Genomic DNA, 21,232 nt, shown 5'->3' with positions numbered 1-21,232 from the left:
GCGACGCGCGGCGCCGCACGCAGAGGAAGACCGGTGGACGCGCGAGAAATAAGCGGTGTTCGGTGAACGGCCGGGTGCGAGCTACGTCACGGCCGGTACTGAAGATCCTCCAAGGTGACGGCGGAGCCGGGGAGTTCGGAGCGCGCCGGAGCCGACAGACCGTCCAGGAACAGCTGTAGATGCCGGTGCACGAAGGCGTCGAAGTTCACGCAACCGCTGCCGGGCAGCGGCCGGGTGAGCTGGGTGAGGGCGACCATCAGATCGCCGACGTCGATGTCGGCGCGGAGTCGGCCGGCGGCTCGGGCGGCCCTCATCAGGGCGTCGATACCGGCGTCCAGGCGGTCGCGGGCGGCGATGTGGTCAGGGTGCTCCTTGTCGATGCCGTCGGAGAGCAGGGGGCACAGCGCGCCGATCCGCTCATCCGCTGCCGCGTGGACGAAGCGCCCCAGCGCCACGAAGGCGTCGGGCTCCTCGGCCAGGGCCGATTCGGCTTGTTCGGCGACGCGGGACATCACCGACAGGGTCACGTGGCGGATCAGTTCACGGCGGTCCGCGAAGTGCCGGTAGATGGTGGCATTGCCGACTCCCGCCCGTCGAGCGATTTCATCGAGCGGGACCTCGGCCCCGTACTCGACGAGCACTTCGCGTGCGGCACCGATGATCCGTTCCCGATTACGCAGGGCGTCGGCGCGCAGCCGGGGTGGCGCCTGTCGTGCGCGATCCGCGGCGCGTGCGGCGGTGGCTCCGGTCATGGCAGCTCCCCCTTCCGTGTCCGATCGTCCTGGTATCGAACGATTCGAGGTTCAACATTTCCGGGGAGTCAGTCCCCGTTTGTGCGATCACCGGGTTAAACGGGGAACCACTCCCCGGAATTTCACAGTCCGTGGGTGACCTGCGTCACACCTGAATCGCGGACGTTTCGCCCGCCCGGCCCAGCCAATTCGCCCGCCCGGACGCACCCCACGGGCGCCCCGGAGCGCACCGGCACACCGTGGGCGGCAATGAAGCAGACCCGCGAGGCCCTCCGCCCTCGAATACGCAGGATCCGCCGAGGCAGCGCGTTCGTCATCGCAGCCGTGCTCACGGTCGCGGTGGTCGCCCCGGCGGCAATGCCGCGTCCGGGCAGACCGGCGGCCGCCAAGCGGGCCCCCGCGCCGGTGACCACGGCGGCGGCCGGATCGCTGGAACCCTGCTCCCTCACCCCCGGGCCCGGGCTCCAGATGTCCGAGGGCATCCCCACCAGCCGCGGCTACAGCCGCAGTACGGGGACGGTCAACGCCCTCAATCTGATGATCGACTTCCCGGATGTGCGCGGCAAGGGCACGGCCCGCGAGCGCTTCGAGGAGTTCTTCCCGCAGACCTCGCAGTGGTTCGCCCGCAGTTCGTACGGGCGGCTCGACTACCGGCCCGCGATGCCGATCGATCACTGGCTGCGGATGCCGCACTCGTTCCGCTCGTACGGCATAAAGCGCGGCAGCCCCTTCGAGCCCGGCTACCGCAAGCTGGTCGCGGACATAGCGAGGACGGCCGACGGCCAGGTGGACTTCCGCCGCTACGACCTGGTGAACGTCCTGGTCACGCCCAACGCCGGGCCGCCCGCCGCGCATGCGGTGCTCTCCGTGACGTACGCCGACAACCAGCGCGCCCCGACCGCGGACGGGGTTCCGCTGGCCAATGTCTCCTTTGTCTACAGCCGTCAGGACGACGGTTCCGGTTCGCTGCGGAAGACCGGCTTCCGAGTCCTTCCGCACGAGAACGGCCACGTCTTCGGCCTGCCCGACCTCTACACCCGCGGCGGCGGCGACAACGTCGGCCACTGGGACGTGATGTCCGAGGACTGGGGCGCCGGCAACGACCTGCTGGCCTGGCACAAGTGGAAGCTCGGCTGGCTCGGCACCCGCCAGGTCCACTGCGCCGCCCGCCCCGGCACCACGGTGCACGCGCTGTCCCCGCTGCACCGGCCGGAGGGCACCAAGCTGGTCTTCGTCCCGGTCTCGGATTCCACCGGATACGCCTTGGAGGCGCGTACCGAAGGCGGCAACGACGAGGCGGTGTGCAAGCCCGGCGTCCTGGTGACCTGGCTGGACACCCGGGTCGACTCGGGCGGCGGCCCGGTCACCGTCCTGGACAGCTCCCCCGGCGGCCACGGCTGCACCCAGGAGCGCAACGTCCACCCCGGGCTCAGCGACGCGGCCTTCGGACCCGGCGAGACGTACCAGGGGGAGGCGGACGGCGTGCGCGTACGCGTCCGCGTCACCGGCCGGGACGCGGACGGCGCCTACCGCGTCGAGGTCACGCGTCGCGCCAGTGCCGGCGCCCGAGGCTGATCAGCAGCAGCTGCTTACGGGCGGTTTCGGCGATCCGCGCATGCTCCCGCTCGTCCTCCTGGGCCTCCATGAACGCGGTGGCCGTCGTCACCATGCGGTCGACGTACAGCTCGGCCAGCATCCGTACGTCCTCCGGCGGCCAGCCCGCCGGGGTGAGCCGGGGCGCGAAGGCCGCGGCGACCTCGTCGACCAGCAGGCCCAGTTCGGCGCCGATCGCCTCCCGCACCGACCGCACCCCGCCGTGCCGTTCGCGCGCGATGAAGCGGATGTGGGTGGGGTGGTGGCGCACATGCTCGGCGACCGCCTCCATCACGGCGTCGATCCGTTCCTCGTCCCCGTCCCGATCGGCGAGGATCGCGCGGATCATGCCCTGAAGACTGCCCAGGGACTCCTCGACCAGGGCGACGCCCAGGTCGGCCATGTCCCGGAAGTGCCGGTAGAAGGCGGCGGGGGCCATGCCCACCACCCGGGTCAGTTCCCGCAGACCCAGGCTGCTGAGGCTCTGGTCCTCCAGCAGCCCCAGCGCCGCGTCGAGCAGCGCGCGGCGCGATTTGCGCTTACGGGCCTCGCGGATCCCGCATGTGTGACTCATATCATTCCAGTAAACAGGTGTTCGCCGACCTTGGCCAGCCGTACGCGGGGGTAGCCTAGATATCAGTGAACAGTTGTGAATCCAATTGTTCACTTAATGAGCATCCCGCTCCGGATCCACCACCATGAGAGAGGCTCACATGCTCTTCATCGTCGCGGCTCTCGCCCTGATGGGGGTTCTGCTGGGCGCGGCGGCACATACCCCGCTCCCGGTCTTCCTCGCCGCTTCCGGCGTCATCGGCGCATGGCTGCTCATCTTCTTCATCCGTGAACGCACCGGACACAAGGGGAGCTGACCCATGGCACTCACCGCACCCACCCGCACCTCGCCGGTCCGCGCGCGCCAGGACGCCGACGGCATGGCCGTCGCCTCCTTCGTGCTCGGCCTGATCGGCACCCTCCTCTTCAACGCGGTCTTCGGGCCCTGCGCCATCGTCCTCGGAACGCTGGCGATCGCCCGGGAGACCAAGCGCCGCGGCCGCGCGCTGCTCGGCATCGCGCTCGGCATCGCGGACGTGATCCTGCTGGTCGTCCTGATGACGCTGGACCACTCGGTCTTCTGGCAGTTCGGCAGCTGATCGGGGAGTCCCCGACGGCCCTTCCACTGAGTGGAAGGGCCGTTGCCCGTGCGTGACCCGCGTCACCACGCTGCTGTGCATGACCGCATTCGCACGGAACCAGTGGTACGTCGCCGCCTACGGCCGGGAAGTCGGCCGCGAGCTGCTGGCGCGCACCATCCTCAACGAGCCCATCGCCTTCTACCGCACCGAGCCGGACGGCGAGTCGAACGGCACCGTCGTCGCCCTCGCCGACCGCTGTGTGCACCGCCGCTATCCGCTCTCGGCCAGCCGCCTCGACGGCGACAAGGTCGTCTGCGGCTACCACGGCTTCACCTACGACACCACCGGCACCTGCGTGTTCGTGCCCGGCCAGAAGCGCGTCCCGCGCACCGCCCGGGTCGCCTCGTACCCCGTCGTCGAGCAGGACTCGCTGGTCTGGGTGTGGATCGGCGATCCGGCGCTCGCCGATCCGGCCACGATCCCCCGCGCCCCCTGGCTCGCCGATCCGGGCTGGACGACGGTCGGCGACATGGAGCCGATCGACGCGGGCTACGGGCTGCTCGTGGACAACCTGATGGACCTCTCCCACGAGACGTATCTGCACGGCGGCTACATCGGCACCCCCGAGGTCGCCGAAACCCCCATCACCACCGAGGTGGACGAGGGCGCGGGCATCGTGCGGGTCAGCCGCCACATGGACGACGCCGCCTGTCCCCCCTTCTACGCCCGCTCCACCGGCATCGAGGGCCGCATCACCCGCTGGCAGGACATCGAGTACCACGCGCCCTGTCTGTATCTGCTGCACAGCCGCATCGCCCCGGTCGGAGTGCTGCCGGAGGCCGACGGCTCGGATCCGAACGCCTTCCACGTGGAGATCACGTACGCCATCACGCCCTCAACCGACCGGACCGTCTACGACTTCTGGGCCGTCTCGCGGGACTTCGCCCAGGACGACGACGAAGTCACCACCGTCCTCCGCGACTTGAACCGCACCGTGGTGCGGCAGGACGTGGACGCGCTGAACGTGCTCCAGAAGGCGCTGGACACCGAGCGTGAGGGCTACCAGGAGCTGAGCATCAACATCGACACCGGCGGCCTGGCCGCGCGCCGCATCCTCGCCCGCCTCGCCGCCGAGGGCGAGCAGCGCACCGGCGAGAAGGGCACCGGCGAGAAGGGCACCGCCGCACCGCCCACGGCGGTGGCCGCCCCGTGAACACCGCCGAGGTCTACCGGATCGACTGGCTGCCCGGCACCGACGTGCTGCACGGCGTCTGCCACTGCGGCGCGGAGCGCACCGCCGAGGACCCGGTCGAGCTGTGGCAGTGGATGCTCGCGCACCCCGACGGGCACAGCCCCGCTCCCCTGCAGAAAGGCACCATCGAGTGAGCAGCGCCACCGAAGGCCACCCGTACGACGACGCCCTGCTGGTGGCCGCCAGGGCCGACGCGACGCCGGACGTGGTGACGCTCACGCTCCGCCATCCGGCGGGGCACGAGCTGCCCGGCTGGGAGCCCGGCGCCCATGTCGACCTCGTCCTCGACGACGGGCTGGTCCGCCAGTACTCGCTGTGCGGGGACCCGGCGGACCGTACGTCCTGGCGGATCGCGGTGCTGCGCGCACCCGACGGACGCGGCGGTTCCGCCCGGGTCCACGACACGCTCACCGAGGGCGCGCGGGTACGGGTGCGCGGGCCCCGCAACCACTTCGCGCTGCGCCCGGCCGCCCGTTATCTGTTCATCGCGGGCGGCATCGGCATCACTCCGATCCTCCCGATGACGGCCGCCGCCGAGGCCGCGGGCGCCGACTGGACGCTGCTGTACGGCGGGCGCACCCGCGCCTCCATGGCCTTCGCGGACCAACTGGCCGACGCCTACGGCGGGAAGGTGCGGCTGGTGCCGCAGGACGAGGCGGGGCTGCTCGACCTCGCCGCGTATCTCGCCGAGCCCGACCCCGGCACCCTGGTCTACTGCTGCGGCCCGGAACCGCTGCTGCGGGTCGCCGAGGAGCGGTGCCGCGCCTGGCCCGCGGGCGCGCTGCGCACCGAGCGGTTCCAGCCCCGTCCGGCGGAGGAGAGCGACGGGATCGGCGCCAACGGCGAGGCGGAGCAGGCGGATTCCGGCAGTTTTGAAGTGGTCCTCGACCGATCCGGACGCTCCCTCACCGTCGAACCCGGACAGAGCGTGCTGCGTACGCTGGAGGCGGCGGGGGTGCCGGTTTTGTACTCCTGCGAAGAGGGCACGTGTGGTACGTGCGAGACGGATGTCATCGAGGGAGAGGTGGACCACCGCGACTCCGTACTCACCGACGAGGAGCGCTCGTCGGGCGAGACGATGATGATCTGCGTCTCTCGCTGCCGGGGCCCGAAACTGGTGCTGGACCTGTGACCCCCTGTGAAACAGCGCTGAGCGACCGCTTACGCCTCTCAAATAATGGGACCGGGCACCCCCGCCCACTGGACAAACGGGTTGGTTAGGCTAACCTAAGTACGCCTTCGGGGTGACGCCCCCTGGGCACGGTCCCCGTACGTCGTGAGAAAAGGCACCACCATGCGGTCCACGCGCCACGCCAGAGAACTCCCCCTCTCCCGCCGCGGTCTGCTCGCCGCGGGCGGCGCCACCGGACTCGGAGCCCTCGTCACCGCCTGCGGCGGCAAGGGCGGTTCGGGATCCGGCGGCGAAAAGGGCGGCGGTTCCTGGTCGTTCACCGACGACCGCAAGAAGAAGATCACCAACGATGGCCCTCCCCAGCACATCGTCGCGTACGTCGCCTCGGCCGCCGCGCTCTACGACTTCGGCATCGACAAGCAGATCACCGGCGTCTTCGGCCCGACCAAGCTCAAGAGCGGCAAGCCGGACCCGCAGGCCGGGGACATCGACGTCGACCGGCTGACCAGCCTCGGCCAGACCTGGGGCCAGTTCAACGTCGAGAAGTACGCCTCGCTCAGCCCCGATCTGCTGATCACCAACATGTTCGACCCGGGCGCGCTCTTCTACATCCCGGACGACAGCAAGAAGAAGATCCTCGAACTGGCCCCCAGCTGCGCCATCACCACCGGCCGGGTCTCCATGCTGGAGCCCATCAAGCGCTACGCCGCGCTGGCCGAGGCGCTGGGCGCCGACCTCAAGGCCAAGAAGGTCACCGACGCCAAGGCGCGCTTCGAGAAGGCGTCCGAGGAACTGCGCAAGGCCGCCAAATCGCACAAGATCCGGGTCATGGCCTGCTCCGCCAGCGCCGATCTCTTCTACGTCTCCAACCCGGAGATCAACGCCGACCTGATGTATTTCAAGGAGCTGGGCGTCGACCTCGTACAGCCTCGGAAGCCCGACAAGGGCGGCTACTTCGAGAGCCTGAGCTGGGAGAACGCCGACAAGTACGACGCGGATGTGCTGTTCCTGGACAACCGCACCGCGACCCTCCAGCCGGGCGCACTGAAGTCCAAGCCGACGTGGTCGAAACTGCCCGCCGTCAAGGCGGACCAGATCACGCCCTGGAGCAGTGAGCCGCGCTTCTCCTACGCCGGTGCGGCCCCGCTCATCGAGTCCCTCACCAAGGCCATTCAGGACGCGAAGAAGGTCAGCTGACGCGGCCGACCGGCCACCGGCGCTGACCACGGCACGCTGACCACGGCAAGCTGACCACGGCAAGCGAAGGGAAGACGTCGCTCCCATGACCACCGCAGCCACCACCACCCGCCCCTCCACCGCCGTACCGTTCCGCTTCTTCGACGCGCACGTCGTACGGACCCGGGCGCTCGGGCCGTCCATGTCCCGGATCACCTTCAGCGGCGCCGGCCTCGGGGACTTCACCGCCGGCGGCCGCGACCAGCGCTTCAAACTGTTCCTGCCGCACCCGGGGCAGCCCGCGCCGGTCGTGCCGGTCGAGGACGGCGACGGCTGGTTCGCCAGCTGGCGGAAGATGGACCCGGCCGTCCGCGGCATCATGCGCTCGTACACCGTGCGCGAGCAGCGCCGCGAACCCGACGAGATCGACGTCGACTTCGCGCTGCACCACGACGGCGGCCCGGCCGCCCGCTGGGCCGCGCGCGCCGAGCGCGGCGACCGCGTCACCCTGCTGGGCCCGGTCGTCGAGGACAACGGCGGTGTCGACTTCCGGCCGCCGTCCGGCACCGACTGGGTGCTGATCTCCGGCGACGAGACCGCGCTGCCCGCCGTCGCCGGCATCCTCGACTGGCTGCCCGCCGGCACCCCGGCGAAGGTCTGGATCGAGGTGCAGCACGCCGAGGACATGCAGGAGCTGCGCACCGAGGCCGACGCCGACATCACCTGGCTGGTCCGGGACGGCGCCACCCCCGGCTCCCCGCGCTCCGCCCTGCTGCTGGACGACGTACGCGCCACCCAGCTGCCCTCCGGCACCCCGTACGCCTGGATCGCGGGCGAGGCCGGAACCGTCAAGGAGATGCGCCGCCATCTGGTACGCGAACGCGGCTTCGAGCGCAAAGCGGTGACCTTCACCGGCTACTGGCGGCTCGGCACCTGCGAGGAACAGCTCGTCGAGGAGGCCGTGAGCGGCACCGGCCCGAAGTCCGACGACTGACCCGCGCCCCCTCTCCCTGACCGCTCCCCTCCCCCTGCCCACTCCCTCATCTGGCCGACGGGATCGACGAACGCCGGGGCGCGCCACCGCGCGCCCGGCTCCCCCGGTCGGCGCCCCGGCATGCCCGCTCTCACCCCACAGCGCCCCTTACACCCCCACAGCACGCCCGCAGGCGCGCCCACACCCGCGCGTCCGCATGCTCCAGGAAGGACAGACCGTGAGTTTCCTCGCGCAGACCGCTGAGGACCCGTCGCCGGAGTCGATACGCGGGGCGGCGGATGGCAGGGCCCACCTCTTCAACGACCGTACGGCGGAGAGCTACCGGCGCTCCGTGACCGACGGCGTCGGCCTGGTGGCCTCCACCGTCGCCCGCACCGACCGCCCGTTCACCGGCGTCACCCCCGGTGAACTGGCCCCCGAGATCTCCGGCATCGACCTGGACCGGCCGCTGGGCGACCCACGCGCCGCGCTGAAGGAACTGGAGCGCGTCTACCTCAAGGACGCCGTCTACTTCCACCACCCGCGCTACCTCGCCCACCTCAACTGCCCCGTGCTCATCCCGGCGCTGCTCGGCGAGGCGGTCCTGTCGGCCGTCAACTCCTCCCTCGACACCTGGGACCAGAGCGCGGGCGGCACCCTGATCGAGCGGCGGCTGATCGACTGGACCGCCGAGCGCATCGGCCTCGGCGAGGCCGCCGACGGCATCTTCACCAGCGGCGGCAGCCAGTCCAACCTCCACGCGCTGCTGCTGGCCCGCGACGAGGCCTGCAAGCTGGTGGAGAAGGAGGCCGCCGCGGCCGGGGAGCCCGTCCCCCCGAAATCCGAGATCCTGCCGCGGCTGCGCATCCTCACCTCCCAGGCCAGCCACTTCTCCGTGAAGAAGTCCGCCGCCATCCTGGGGCTCGGCTACGAGGCCGTCATCGCGATCCCCTGCGACCACGACCGGCGCATGCGCACCGTCGCCCTGGCCCGCGAACTCGACCGCTGCCTCAGTGAGAACCAGGTGGTCATGGCCGTCGTCGCGACCGCCGGGACCACCGACTTCGGCTCCATCGACCCGCTGCCCGAGATCGCCGAGCTGTGCTCGCGGCACGGCTCCTGGATGCACGTGGACGCCGCGTACGGCTGCGGGCTGCTGGCCTCCCCCACCCGGCGCCATCTGCTGGACGGCATCGAGCGCGCCGACTCGGTCACCGTGGACTACCACAAGTCGTTCTTCCAGCCGGTCAGCTCCAGCGCCGTCCTGGTCCGCGACCGCGTCACGCTCAGCCACGCCACGTACCATGCGGACTACCTCAACCCCGAGCGCAGCGTCGAGAAGCTCATCCCCAACCAGGTCGACAAGTCCCTCCAGACCACCCGCCGCTTCGACGCGCTCAAACTGTGGCTGACCCTGCGCATCATGGGCGCGGACGCGGTCGGGGCGCTCTTCGACGAGGTCGTGGACCGGGCCGCCGAGGGCTGGAACCTGCTGGACACCGACCCGCGGTTCGAGGTCGTCACCGAGCCGCAGCTGTCCACGCTCGTCTTCCGCTACGTGCCCGGCGACGACTCCGACGCGGACCTCGTCGACCGCGCCAATCTGCACGCCCGCGAGGCGCTGGCCGCCTCGGGCGAGGCGGTGGTGGCCGGGACCGTCGTGGACGGCCGTCACTACCTGAAGTTCACGCTGCTCAACCCGGAGACGTCGCTGCGCGACATCGCGTTCGTCCTCGACCTCCTCGCCGAGCACGCCGGTCAGTACCTGGCCCTGCACATCGAGCCCGAACTCAGCCACTCCCGCGCCAGCTGAGCCGCTGGCCCGACTGAGCCGCTGACCGCACGTCCCCTCGGAGAACCACCGTGTCATCCCCGCACATATACGACTTCGTCGCCGTCGGGCTCGGCCCCTATAACCTGGGCCTCGCCTGCCTCACCGAGCCGATCGAGGACCTCGACGGCCTGTTCCTGGAGAGCAAGCCCGACTTCGACTGGCATCCGGGCATGCTGCTGGACGGCGTCACCCTCCAGACCCCCTTCATGGCCGACCTCGTCACCCTGGCCGACCCCACCTCCCCGTACTCCTTCCTCAACTACCTGAAGGAATCCGGCCGGCTGTACTCGTTCTACATCCGCGAGATCTTCTATCCGCTGCGCGCCGAGTACAACAAGTACTGCCGCTGGGCGGCCGGGAAGCTCGACAGCGTCCGCTTCGGCCACGAGGTCACGAGCGTCACGTACGACGAGGCCGACGGCCTCTACACCGTGCGCTCCCGGCGCCCCACCGGCGAGACCACCGAGCACCGCGCCCGCCACCTGGTACTCGGCACCGGCACCCCGCCCTTCATCCCGGAGACCTGCCAGGGCCTCGGCGGCGACCTGCTGCACAACGGCCGCTACCTGGAGCACAAGGAGGCGCTCCAGGCCAAGGAGTCCATCACGATCGTCGGCAGCGGGCAGAGCGCGGCCGAGATCTACCAGGACCTGCTGGCCGACATCGGCAGCCACGGCTACCGCCTCAACTGGGTGACCCGCTCCCCGCGCTTCTTCCCGCTCGAATACACCAAGCTCACGCTGGAGATGACCTCGCCGGAGTACGTGGACTACTTCCACGCCCTCCCCGAGGACACCCGCTACCGGCTGGAGTCCGAGCAGAAGGGCCTGTTCAAGGGCATCGACGCGGATCTGATCAACTCCATCTACGACCTGCTGTACCAGCAGAGCCTGGACGGCCCGGTCCCGACCCGGCTGCTCACCAACACCGCGCTCACCGACGCCTCGTACGACGAGTCCACCGGTACGTACACCCTCGGGCTGCGCCACGAGGAGCAGGAGCGCGACTTCTCCCTCACCACCCAGGGCCTCGTGCTCGCCACCGGCTACCGCTACCGGGTGCCCGCCTTCCTGGAGCCGGTGCGCGACCGCATCCGCTGGGACGACCACGGCCGGTTCGACGTCGCCCGCAACTACAGCATCGACACCACAGGCCGCTCCATCTTCCTCCAGAACGGTGCCACCCAGGCGCACAGCCTCACCTCCCCCGACCTGGGCATGGGCCCGTACCGCAACTCCTGGATCATCCGCGAGCTGCTGGGCCGCGAGCACTACCCGGTCGAGAAGTCGATCGCCTTCCAGGAGTTCGGCGCGCCGGAGGGACCCCTGACATGACCGCCTCCGAAACCGTCTTCGAACGCCACGACGACCGCCTCGGCGGCTTCGCCCTGCGCACCCTCGACCCGGCCGCCGACGCCGCGCTGCTGCACCGCTGGGTGACCCACCCCAAGGCGTCCTACTGGATGATGCAGGACGCGAGCCTCGCCGACACCGAGGCCGAGTACCGCAGGATCGCCGACCACCCGCACCACGAAGCCTTCATCGGCCTGCACGAGGGCGAACCCGCCTTCCTCGCCGAGCGCTACAACCCGGCCGAGGTCGAGCTGGTGGGGCTGTACGAGCCCCGCAAGGGCGACGTCGGCATGCACTTCCTGTGTGCGCCGACCGACACCCCGGTGCACGGCTTCACCCTCGCCGTGATCACCACCGTCATGGAGTTCTGCTTCGGCGATCCCGCCGTCCGGCGCGTCGTCGTCGAGCCCGACGTCCGCAACGACGCGGTGCACGCGCTGAACGCGGCTGTCGGCTTCGACGTCGTCGAGAAGATCGTCAAACCGGAGAAGGACGCCTACCTCAGTACCTGCACGCGCGAGCGCTTCGCCGCCGCGCGCGCCGCCCAAGGAGTATTCCGATGAGCCCCCGCGATGCCGTCGCCCACCTCACCCCCGACCTGTGGGAGCGGGCGGGCCGCCTCCTCATACGCAAGGCACTCGCCGAGTTCACGCACGAGCGCCTGCTGAAGCCCGAACTCGCCGACGACGGCCGGTACGCCGTCCCCAGCGACGACGGCGCGGTGACCTACCGCTTCGCCGCCCGCGTCCTCACCCTGGACCACTGGCTGGTCGACGCGGACAGCATCACCCGCCACGGCCCGGACGGCGCGCAGCGCCCGCTGGACGCCCTCGACTTCTTCATCGAGCTGCGCGGCACCCTCGGCCTCAGCGACGACATCCTCCCCGTCTACCTGGAGGAGATCAGCTCCACCCTCTCCGGGACGGCCTACAAACTGGCCGCCGAGCCGGTCGGCGCGGCCCAGCTCGCCAAGTCCGGCTTCCAGGACATCGAGACGGGGATGACCGAGGGCCACCCCTGCTTCGTCGCCAACAACGGGCGGCTCGGCTTCGGCATCCACGAGTACCTCTCGTACGCCCCGGAGACCGCGAGCCCCGTCCAGCTGGTCTGGCTGGCCGCGCACCGCGACCACTCCACCTTCACCGCCTCCACCGACCTCGACTACGACGCGCTGGTGCGCGCCGAGCTGAGCGAGGAGACCCGGGCCCGCTTCGCGGACACCCTCAGCGGCCAGGGCCTCGACATCGCCGACTACCACCTGCTGCCGGTGCACCCCTGGCAGTGGTGGAACAAGCTGTCCGTCAGCTTCGCCGCCGAGGTCGCCCAGCAGCGGCTGGTCTGGCTCGGCCCCGGCGAGGACGAATACCTCGCGCAGCAGTCGATCCGTACCTTCTACAACACCAGCGATCCGTCCAAGCACTATGTGAAGACCGCCCTGTCGGTCCTCAACATGGGCTTCATGCGGGGCCTCTCGGCCGCCTACATGGAGGCCACCCCGGCCATCAACGACTGGCTGGCGGGCGTCATCGCCGCCGACGACGTCTTCCGGGCCGCCCGCTTCTCGATCATCCGCGAGCGGGCCGCCATCGGCTACCACCACCGCCAGTACGAGGCCGCCACCAACCGGTACTCCCCGTACCGGAAGATGCTCGCCGCCCTGTGGCGCGAGAGCCCCGTACCGTCCCTGGAACCCGGCCAGCGCCTCGCCACCATGGCCTCCCTCCTCCACACCGACTCGGGCGGCGGCTCGTTCGTCAGCGCCCTCATCGAGGAATCCGGCCTCACCCCGGCGGCCTGGCTCCGCGGCTACCTGGACGCCTACCTCACCCCGGTCCTGCACAGCTTCTACGCGTACGACCTGGTGTTCATGCCGCACGGCGAGAACGTCATCCTGGTCATCGAGGACGGCGCCGTCCAGCGCGTCATCTTCAAGGACATCGCCGAGGAGATCGCGGTCATGGACCCCGACGCGGTCCTGCCCCCGGCCGTCGAGCGCATCCGCGCGGACGTCCCCGAGGACAAGAAGCTGCTGTCCGTCTTCACCGACGTCTTCGACTGCTTCCTGCGCTTCCTCAACGGCATCCTGGTGTCGGACGGGCTGCTCGAGGAGGACACCTTCTGGCAGACGGTCGCCGCCTCCGTCCAGGGCTACCAGGACGCGATGCCGCATCTCGCGGACAAGTTCAAGCAGTACGACATGTTCGCCGAGGACTTCGCGCTGTCCTGCCTCAACCGGCTCCAGCTGCGCAACAACCGCGAGATGGTCGACCTCCAGGACCCGGCGGGGGCGCTTCAGCTGATCGGCACCCTGCGGAACCCGATCGCGAAGTTCCGCCCGGAGGGCTGAGCGCGCTGTGGGCACCGCCACGTGGTGTGGCGGTGCCCGATGCGCTTTACGACCCCCCGGTGCCGAAGTAAGCCCGGCAGACCCCGCCCTCATAGTCCGTGGCGATCTCCAACACCTTGCTGCCGTCCTCCGATGGCAGGAGGCTGGAGCTGTAGTTGGGGCAGGAGTCCAGCTTGTCGGACTTCACGGCGACGGGCGCCGGGATCTCGCGCCACGCCCCTTCCCCGCCCTTGCTGTTGGTCCAGATCGTGCGCCCGCTGCCCTCGGCCCGCTCGCCGTCCTTGGTGTACATCGCCTGACCGACCAGCAGCAGCTTGCCCTGCGGATTCCCCTCCTCCGGCGCCCAGGCCAGATTCGGCGCGTGCAGGAAGTACTTCCCGTCCTCCGTCTCCGCCCGCGTGCCCAGGTCGGCCGGATCGCCCCAGTCCCACCCGTCGCGAGACGTCCGCAGATGCGCCACGCACGCGTACTTGCCCCCGGCCGCGCAGATCTCGTACGACATGACGTACGTCCCGTTCGGCAGCTTCCGCACGACCGCCATCCCGGGCCGGTCGGACTCCAGCTTGCTGGTCACGGTGTCACGGGCCCCGCTCCACGAGACACCGTCCTTCGACCGTACGGCGACGAGCTTCTGGCTGTGGCGCGGATCGGTCTCGTCGGAGTAGTGGCAGACCAGGTTCCCCTGAGCGTCGATGGAGAACTCCGGCTCCCACAGCCCCCTGGCGTTCGACGCGGTGGCGACCGTCGACAGAGGGCTCCAGTTCCGCCCGTGATCGGTGCTCTTGAACACCCGGATCGACATCCGGGGCTCCGGCTTCTCGTCCTGCCCGAACGACGCCGCCCACAGCAGCGTCCCGGCGGGCATGCCGCCGACCTGCCGCGGCAGCTCGTAGAGCGTGGCGCAGCACAGCCCCTTGCCGTCCGCGGCCTGCGGCGCCGAGACGGTCCCCACCTGGCGGAAGCTCCCGCCACCGTCGGTGCTCTCCTGGATCTCCCCGACCCCGTTGCCGCCCTCGTGCGCGACGGACGAGGCGAGCACGCGCCCGTTCGCCTCCCCGCTGTGCTGCAACCGGATCGCCCGCGGATACAGCGCCCCGCCCTCACCCAGCGGCTTGGCCGCCGTCATCTCCCCGGGCGCCGCGTTGTTCGCCACGCCCTTTCCGGTCTCGCCGTCCTCGCCCTCCTGCGGAGAGCCGCCGCTGCACGACGTGAGGGAGAGCGCGAGTAATCCGGCAACGAACGCGATGAGAACCGATGGGCCGCCGCGCAGACGTGAACGGAGAATGGTGCTTGTTGGCATGGGCCTTCCTGACGTTGCGGGGATCAAGCGCATGGGGAACCACATGGGCTTCAAGCCCGCCATGTCCCTGGAACAAGCCTGCTCGTCACCGCTGGTGATCCACTAACACGCCGCTAACAGGCTGCGAGGACGCGATCGAGCGCGGGAGGCACGGAGCGCTATCATCCCGCACGTGGAACGTTCCCAAATCAATTCGTCGATCATGGTCGTATGGGATCTCGGCGGCGTCCTGGCTCCGTCGGGCCGTGCGCTGGGCGCGCTGGCCGCTGCCCTCGACGTACCCGAGTCCGACCTCGCCGGCCCGTACTGGGCCCACCGCAACGCCTACGACCTGGGCTCTTCTCCCGGTGAGTACTGGCACCGGATCGCAAAGGATCTGGGGCGCCCACTGAGCGAGGCATGGGTCGACCGGCTCGACCGCATCGACACCGAGTGCTGGTCGGGCCTGGGATCCGAAGCCGCCGGACTGCTCGCGCGGTTGACGAACCACGGGATACCTCTGGGGATCCTGTCCAACGCGCCGGGCTCGCTGGCGAAGGCGGTCCGTCGGGCGCCATGGAGCGGCCTCTTCGAAACGCTGGTCTTCTCGTCCGATCTCGGGCTGATGAAACCCGACCCACTCGTCTACCGGGGCGCCGGCGAACGGCTCGGCCGCGCGTCCTCGGACATCGTGTTCTTCGACGACCGGCTGGAGAACGTCGAGGCGGCCCGCGCCCACGGCTGGCGCGCCCACGTGTGGACGGGCGTCGAGACGGCCGTGGCGGTGCTCGCGCAGGAGGGGGTGCTCGATGGCTGACCGGCCGCGCAATCCGACGATCATCGATGTGGCCCAGCGGGCCGGGGTGTCCAAGTCGGTGGTGTCCCGCGTCGTCTCGGGACGCGGCAGCGTGGGGGAAGAGACCCGGCAGCGGGTGCTGCTGGCCGCGCAGGAACTGGGCTACGTCGTCAACGCCGTGGCCCGGGCCATGGCCGCCCACCGCACCTACACCGTCGGGGCGTTCGTCCGGGACGCGGCGACACCCTTCTACGGCCACCTCCTCACCGCGATGCAGGAGCGCGCGGCGTTCCACGGCTATCGGGTCGTCACCGCGACGGGCTCCGGCAGGTTCGAGGTGAGCGATGAGTACCGGGCGCTGGAGACCCTCACGATGCTGCGGGTGGAGGCGCTGATCGTGTGCAGCGGGCTGCTGCCGAGCGAGCAGATCCTCCCGTTCGCGGCCCGGCTGCCGACCGTCGTGGCGGGGCGCCCCGAGACCCATCCGAGCATCACCAGCGTCTACTGCGACGAGGACGAGGGGGGCGCCGCGCTGGCGGACCATCTGCTCGGTCTGGGGCATCGCGAGATCGCGGTGGTCACCGTACCGACCAGCAGCTCCGTGACGCTGGGGCCGCGGACCGCGGCCATGACCCGCTATCTGCGGGAGCGTGGAGCGCGCGTGCTGGAGATCTCGGGGCCGCACCGGGAGACGGCCGGCGCGTGGGCGACCGAAGTGCTGCGGCATCCCGGGATCACCGCCGTGATGACCCCCAGCGACCGGCACGCGCTCGCCCTGCTGGAACAGCTCCGCCTGCGCGATGTGGCGGTACCCGGGGAGCTGTCGGTGACCGGCTACGACGGCATCGGGGACTTGGCGACATCCCTGATCGGGCTGACGCACTGGCGTCAACCGATCGACCTGATCGGCGGCCGGGCCGTGGACGCCCTGGTGCGGTTGCTCGACGGCGAGCAGCCGCCCGACCATCACCAGGCGCTGCACGGCACGCTGGTGGTGGGCCGCACGACCGCCCCGCCGACGCACTGACCGACTCTTCACAGATCGTTCACCCTACGACCACTGTGCTCGCCGGTCTCGGAGTGGGAACGTTCCACACATGATTGGGAACGTTCCACTCCGCCGGAGCGCAGTGCACCGCCCGGTCTGGCCCCCGCGCGGCCTCGCCGGTCCGCTGATGGTCCTGCCGTGCGTCGGCCTGTTGCTCGCCTTCGCGTACTGGCCGGTCGTCCGCGGTGTCGTACTGAGCCTGTACGGCAATGATCTGCTGGGCGAGCCGACCCGGTTCGTCGGCCTCGACCAGTACGTCGAACTGTTCACCGATCCGGACCCGCGCCGGGCGCTGCTCACCACCGTGGCCATCGCCGGGCTCAGCGTGCTGCTCTCCGTGGGTGGCGCGCTCACCGCGGTGCTCCCGCTGCGCCGCGCCGCGCGTCGGCCGCGGGCGGTGGTGTCGGTGCTGCTGTCCCTACCGTTCGCGTACTCGGCGGCGGCCTCGGCGGCCGTGTTCGCGGGCCTGTTCGCCCCGGCGGTCGGCACTCTCAATGAGGTGCTGCAGCACGTCGGCGTCACCGGACCGGAGTGGCTGCGCTCCCCGGGGTGGGCCGTCCTCGCCGTGTCCCTCGCCACTGCCTGGTACGAGTTCGGGTTCGCCTTCCTCGTCCTGCTGGCCGCGCTGAGCCAACTCGACCAACAGGTCATCGAGGCGGCGGCCCTGGACGGCGCGTCGGGGCTGCGGATGGCCCGGTCGGTGATCATCCCGATGCTCCGGCCGAGCCTGATATTCCTCCTGGTCACCCAGACCATCAGCGGACTGCAGGTGTTCACCCAGGTCCAGGTCCTCACCCGGGGCGGCCCGGCGGGCTCCACCTCGACGCTGGTGTTCGAGCTGTACCAGCGCGCGTTCGGCGAGGCCCTCCCCCATGTCGGCTCGGCCTCCGCCCTGGCGGTGGTCCTGCTGCTCCTCGTCCTGCTGGTCACCGCGATCCAGTTCGGGGTGATGAGGAGGTGGGCATGAAACGCGCTCAGGCGGCCTCCCTGCTGCGCTGGCTGTGGCTGGGAGTGGTGGTCGTGGTCGTCGCGTTCCCCGTCTACGTCACCGTCGTCACCGCCCTGCTGCCCCCGACCGATGTGGCCGCCGGCCGACTCGTCCCCATACTGGACCGGCTCACCCTGGACAATGTGCGCTCCGCCCTGGGCTCCGCGCCGCTCGCTCAGCAGTACCTAGTCAGTGTGGCCGTCACCGCCCTCCAGTCCGCCGCCCAACTGACCACGGCCGCGCTCGCCGCCTACGCGCTCGTCTTCCCCCGCTGGCGAGGGCGGGGCGCCGCCTTCGCCCTGGCGCTGGCCACCCTCGCGTTTCCCGGGGAGAGCCTGGTCATCCCCAACTTCGAGTTCGTCAGCGGGCTCGGACTGCGCGACACCGTGCTCGGGATCGTCATCCCCTATCTGGCCTCCGGCTACGCGGTCTTCCTGCTCCGCCAGGCGTTCCTCACGCTGCCGCGCGAGACCTGGGAGGCCGCCCGCATGGACGGCTGTGGCGACCTGCGTGCGCTGTTCCACGTGGTCCTGCCCATGGCGCGGCCTCAGCTGGTCACGGCGGCGATGTGGTGCGCCCTGTCGGCCTGGAACGGCTACTTCTGGCCGCTGCTCATCACCGACTCCCCCCAGCGACGGACCATCCAGGTCGGTCTCGCCCAACTCGTCGTGGACCGGGTGACCTCACCCGCCGTGATCTACGCCGGCACCCTCCTGGTCCTCCTGCCGACCCTGCTGCTCGTCCTGTTCGGCCAGCGATTCCTGGTCCGGGGCCTGGCGGCGCGGGTCACCACCTAGTGCCGCGTCAGCCAAGGCCATCTGCGGCGTTGCCGAATCGACCGAGTAGGCCCACTACGAGGCCGATCCGGCGCCTTGCATCTGACCGCACCAGGACGCCTCGCTACCGGGCAAACCCTGACTGACGCGGCACTAGACGCCCCCACAGCCCGCTCATACACCACCGCGAAAGGACGATCCGCCATGTCCCCGATCCCTTCACCCCTCACCTCGGGAACCAGACAGCGAGCACGCGTCACGGCCGGCTGCCTGACGACGGCCCTCGCCCTCCTGACCCTCACCGCCTGCGGAGGCCCCGACGGCGGCGGGAAGGCCGCCGACGCGGCACCCGGACCGTCAGCGCTGGCCGATGCGAAGAAGCCGGTGACCGTGACGCTGTGGCACGGTCTCGGCAACCCGGCCGGTCAGGCGCTGCAGAACGAGATCGACAGGTTCAACAAGGCCAACACCGGAAAGATCGTGGTGAAGGCATCCTTCCAGGGCAGCTATGCCGATGCCATCGCCAAGTACACCTCCGCGATCCGCAGCGGCGGCACACCGAGCGTCATGATCTCCAACGACATCACCAGCGGTTATCTGCGCGACGCCGGGCAGACGGTCTCCGCCCAGGACATGGCCGCCGCCAATCCGAAGGACCTCGACCTCGACAAGCTGCGCCCGGCGGCGCGCAACTACTACACGGCCGACGGCAAGCTCCTCGCCGTCCCGCTGAACACCTCCATGCCCCTGCTGTACGTCAACGACAAACTGCTGGACCGGGCCAAGGTCGACCGTTCGACGCTCGGCACGCTCGCAGGCGTGGCCGCGGCGGCGCGGAAGATCCACGCCGCGCTGCCGGGCGTGAAGGGCATCGACCAGCCCCTCGACGGCTGGTGGTTCGAGCAGCTCACCGCTGCGGCCGGGGTCCCCTACTGCACCCCGGACAACGGCCGCACGTCCGGCGGAGCCACCGCGCTGTCCCTGACCAGCGGACCGCAGCGCACCGCGTTCGGCACCATGGCCAAGCTCTACACCGGCGGCGTCGGCCTCGACACCGGCGACGACGGCAACGCCGCCCTGTCCGCGTTCGCCGCGGGCAGGACCGGCATGATGTTCAACTCCAGCGGCGCGATCGGCGGCCTCTCCGAGGCCGGTATGAAGGGCTACAGTGCCCTCCCCTACCCGCTGTCGGGCCCGCCGTCCACTGCGGGCGCCGCGATCGGTGGCGCCGCGATGTGGGTGAACCGGCCCGGACACAGCGCGGCCGAGCAGGTGGCGGCCTGGAAGCTGATCAGCCACCTCGCCTCCCCCGAAGCACAGGAACGATTCGCCAAGGCATCGGGATACGCCCCCATCAACACCGACGTCAACAACTCGCCCACCTGGAAGGCATTCCTCGCCCGGAACGAGCCCTACGCCGTGCTCGACAAGCAGTTCGCCGACACCCCGGCCACGACGGCCACCTCCGGCTGCCTCACCGGCGCCATGCAGGGCGTGCGCGACGCGGTCGTACCGGAGATGCAGCAGGCGTTCAGCGGCAAGAAGCCGCTGGACAGCGCCCTGAGGGCGGCGCAGGGCGCGGCGACGGCGAAGATCAAGGACTACCGGGAGCAGGCGGGGCAGTGACCGACGACACCATCACGACGACAACCACGACCACGGCCTCGAACGAGCGCTTCGCGCAGGCCCCCGGAGACCCGTACCGTTACGGCGTCTACCTGCGCCCCGACCCCGTCACCTGCGCCGCGGTCACCGCCGTGACCAGCCAGCTGCGGGCACAGTACGGCCTCGTCTCGGCGGGCGCCTTCCCCCCGCACGCGACCCTGGTCGGCAGCCGGCACCTCCCGGGCCCGGTCGAGGACATCATCGACGCCGTGACCCGGGCGGTGGCCGACGTCCCAGCCTTCACCGTCCACAACGCGGGCATCCGCCGTCAGGGTGTGGGGATGGTCTACGACGTCCACCACCTCGCCGACGGCACCACCCCGAACACGGCGTTCGTGGACCTCGCCGCCCGGATCGACACGGCCATCGCTCCCCTGGAGGCACCGGCACCCAACCCGGCGGGAAATCCCTTCGACGCCGACGCCTTCCGGGCCCACCTGTCACTGGTCTCGCACGACATGTACGTACGCCCGGACCTGTCCGCCGAGGTCGAGGAGTACGTCACCGGACTGCCCGTACCCTTCTCGGAAAGCTTCCGGGGCGACACCATCACCCTCTACCGCACCCGCAGCGACGACTGGACGGGCCGCTGGTGGCAGACGCTCACCTGGGAACACGTCCACACCTGGCGCCTGCGCCACTGAGCAGTTCCGGGAGCCGCCCGCCCCCGTCGGCGCCGCGACCGGATCCCAAAGCCTCGTCGTCCTCGGCTTCCTCCTCACCCAGAACGCCACCAGCGCGGCCCGCCACCAAGCAGACCCCACCTACTCCGACGCCCACACCGAGACGGCAGGCCCCATCAGCGCCCATCGAAAGCCCACGCGATCACGAACTGAGCCGGGGCACCAACCACACCCTGGCCTCATCCGCTACTCTGTCTGGGGCCGCCGCTGGCGGCGGCCCCTCTTGCTGAGACCGGACGAATGATCACTCAGAGTATTCATCCACGTTTCACGCAAGGCCCGCCTCCGTAGCTCAGGGGATAGAGCACCGCTCTCCTAAAGCGGGTGTCGCAGGTTCGAATCCTGCCGGGGGCACCATGTGATGTCGCAGGACATCGGAATGACCCCGAACCCACGATTGGGTTCGGGGTCATCGTCGTTGTGGGCCGGGTGGGCGGCCGGTCGGCTGGTAGT

The 21,232-nt window shown here is 70.3% G+C and carries 21 protein-coding genes and 1 tRNA gene; 19 read left to right on the top strand and 3 right to left on the bottom strand.

Annotated elements, in window-relative coordinates; all coding sequences use genetic code 11:
• Positions 1-86 precede the first annotated feature (86 nt).
• Positions 87-752, bottom strand: a complete 666-nt coding sequence (locus LCH29_RS37880) for a TetR/AcrR family transcriptional regulator (protein WP_446466220.1) — start codon at positions 750-752, stop codon at positions 87-89.
• 249 nt (positions 753-1,001) lie between these two features.
• Here LCH29_RS37880 and LCH29_RS37875 point away from each other — a divergent pair, with 249 nt between their 5' ends.
• Positions 1,002-2,327: a M6 family metalloprotease domain-containing protein gene (locus tag LCH29_RS37875; RefSeq protein ID WP_446466219.1), complete on the top strand. Its 1,326-nt coding sequence runs from the start codon at positions 1,002-1,004 to the stop codon at positions 2,325-2,327.
• Here LCH29_RS37875 and LCH29_RS37870 read toward each other — a convergent pair.
• Positions 2,293-2,919, bottom strand: coding sequence for a TetR family transcriptional regulator (locus LCH29_RS37870; protein ID WP_446466218.1), 627 nt, complete (start codon positions 2,917-2,919; stop codon positions 2,293-2,295). The genes LCH29_RS37875 and LCH29_RS37870 overlap by 35 nt on opposite strands.
• A 124-nt stretch (positions 2,920-3,043) precedes the next feature.
• Between LCH29_RS37870 and LCH29_RS37865 the strand changes: the two genes are divergently transcribed.
• The 11 genes from LCH29_RS37865 to LCH29_RS37815 all read left to right on the top strand — a co-directional run bounded on the left by LCH29_RS37865 (position 3,044) and on the right by LCH29_RS37815 (position 13,544).
• Positions 3,044-3,214 (top strand): hypothetical protein, encoded by a 171-nt coding sequence (locus LCH29_RS37865; RefSeq protein ID WP_179931904.1) that lies wholly within the window; start codon positions 3,044-3,046, stop codon positions 3,212-3,214.
• 3 nt (positions 3,215-3,217) lie between these two features.
• Positions 3,218-3,496, top strand: a complete 279-nt coding sequence (locus LCH29_RS37860) for a DUF4190 domain-containing protein (protein ID WP_179936361.1) — start codon at positions 3,218-3,220, stop codon at positions 3,494-3,496.
• A 79-nt stretch (positions 3,497-3,575) separates the two neighbouring features.
• Positions 3,576-4,691, top strand: coding sequence for an aromatic ring-hydroxylating dioxygenase subunit alpha (locus tag LCH29_RS37855; protein ID WP_446466217.1), 1,116 nt, complete (start codon positions 3,576-3,578; stop codon positions 4,689-4,691).
• Complete coding sequence (locus LCH29_RS37850) at positions 4,688-4,864, top strand: hypothetical protein (RefSeq protein WP_446466216.1); 177 nt, start codon at positions 4,688-4,690, stop codon at positions 4,862-4,864. Before LCH29_RS37855 ends, LCH29_RS37850 begins: the two co-directional genes overlap by 4 nt.
• A complete protein-coding gene (locus tag LCH29_RS37845) occupies positions 4,861-5,862 on the top strand; it encodes a PDR/VanB family oxidoreductase (protein ID WP_446466215.1) in 1,002 nt (333 codons plus the stop codon). Before LCH29_RS37850 ends, LCH29_RS37845 begins: the two co-directional genes overlap by 4 nt.
• A 162-nt stretch (positions 5,863-6,024) precedes the next feature.
• Positions 6,025-7,059: an ABC transporter substrate-binding protein gene (locus tag LCH29_RS37840; RefSeq protein WP_446466214.1), complete on the top strand. Its 1,035-nt coding sequence runs from the start codon at positions 6,025-6,027 to the stop codon at positions 7,057-7,059.
• An 85-nt stretch (positions 7,060-7,144) separates the two neighbouring features.
• Positions 7,145-8,032, top strand: a complete 888-nt coding sequence (locus LCH29_RS37835) for a siderophore-interacting protein (protein WP_446466213.1) — start codon at positions 7,145-7,147, stop codon at positions 8,030-8,032.
• A gap of 217 nt (positions 8,033-8,249) precedes the next feature.
• Entirely contained in the window at positions 8,250-9,824 is a 1,575-nt protein-coding gene (locus LCH29_RS37830; RefSeq protein WP_446466212.1) for a pyridoxal phosphate-dependent decarboxylase family protein, read from the top strand.
• A gap of 50 nt (positions 9,825-9,874) precedes the next feature.
• Positions 9,875-11,179 carry a lysine N(6)-hydroxylase/L-ornithine N(5)-oxygenase family protein gene (locus LCH29_RS37825; RefSeq protein WP_446466211.1) on the top strand — a complete coding sequence of 435 codons (1,305 nt, stop codon included), beginning with the start codon at positions 9,875-9,877 and terminating at the stop codon, positions 11,177-11,179.
• The gene (locus LCH29_RS37820) at positions 11,176-11,760 is read left to right on the top strand and encodes a GNAT family N-acetyltransferase (RefSeq protein WP_446466210.1); all 585 of its coding nucleotides are present in this window, start codon (positions 11,176-11,178) and stop codon (positions 11,758-11,760) included. The genes LCH29_RS37825 and LCH29_RS37820 overlap by 4 nt, the downstream gene beginning before the upstream one ends.
• Positions 11,757-13,544 (top strand): IucA/IucC family protein, encoded by a 1,788-nt coding sequence (locus LCH29_RS37815; protein WP_446466209.1) that lies wholly within the window; start codon positions 11,757-11,759, stop codon positions 13,542-13,544. The genes LCH29_RS37820 and LCH29_RS37815 overlap by 4 nt, the downstream gene beginning before the upstream one ends.
• 46 nt (positions 13,545-13,590) lie before the next feature.
• Here LCH29_RS37815 and LCH29_RS37810 read toward each other — a convergent pair whose 3' ends face one another.
• Positions 13,591-14,844, bottom strand: a complete 1,254-nt coding sequence (locus tag LCH29_RS37810; protein WP_446466208.1) for an exo-alpha-sialidase — start codon at positions 14,842-14,844, stop codon at positions 13,591-13,593.
• Positions 14,845-15,016: 172 nt separating this feature from the next.
• On the opposite strand from LCH29_RS37810, the gene LCH29_RS37805 reads away from it, so the two are divergent.
• The 7 genes from LCH29_RS37805 (at position 15,017) to LCH29_RS37775 (ending at position 21,136) form a co-directional block, all read left to right on the top strand.
• A complete protein-coding gene (locus LCH29_RS37805; RefSeq protein WP_446466207.1) occupies positions 15,017-15,640 on the top strand; it encodes an HAD-IA family hydrolase in 624 nt (207 codons plus the stop codon).
• Positions 15,633-16,646, top strand: a complete 1,014-nt coding sequence (locus LCH29_RS37800; protein ID WP_446466206.1) for a LacI family DNA-binding transcriptional regulator — start codon at positions 15,633-15,635, stop codon at positions 16,644-16,646. The genes LCH29_RS37805 and LCH29_RS37800 overlap by 8 nt, the downstream gene beginning before the upstream one ends.
• 103 nt (positions 16,647-16,749) lie before the next feature.
• Positions 16,750-17,634 carry a carbohydrate ABC transporter permease gene (locus tag LCH29_RS37795; protein WP_446466205.1) on the top strand — a complete coding sequence of 295 codons (885 nt, stop codon included), beginning with the start codon at positions 16,750-16,752 and terminating at the stop codon, positions 17,632-17,634.
• Positions 17,631-18,452, top strand: a complete 822-nt coding sequence (locus LCH29_RS37790; protein WP_446466204.1) for a carbohydrate ABC transporter permease — start codon at positions 17,631-17,633, stop codon at positions 18,450-18,452. The genes LCH29_RS37795 and LCH29_RS37790 overlap by 4 nt, the downstream gene beginning before the upstream one ends.
• A 183-nt stretch (positions 18,453-18,635) precedes the next feature.
• The gene (locus tag LCH29_RS37785; protein WP_446466203.1) at positions 18,636-20,057 is read left to right on the top strand and encodes an extracellular solute-binding protein; all 1,422 of its coding nucleotides are present in this window, start codon (positions 18,636-18,638) and stop codon (positions 20,055-20,057) included.
• Positions 20,054-20,740: a 2'-5' RNA ligase family protein gene (locus LCH29_RS37780; RefSeq protein ID WP_446466202.1), complete on the top strand. Its 687-nt coding sequence runs from the start codon at positions 20,054-20,056 to the stop codon at positions 20,738-20,740. Before LCH29_RS37785 ends, LCH29_RS37780 begins: the two co-directional genes overlap by 4 nt.
• Positions 20,741-21,060: 320 nt before the next feature.
• Positions 21,061-21,136, top strand: a tRNA-Arg gene (locus tag LCH29_RS37775).
• Positions 21,137-21,232 lie beyond the last annotated feature (96 nt).

Source organism: Streptomyces sp. BRA346 (assembly GCF_052851135.1).
Note: the sequence above shows the minus strand (reverse complement) of the source record. Positions and strands in the feature narration are given on the sequence as shown.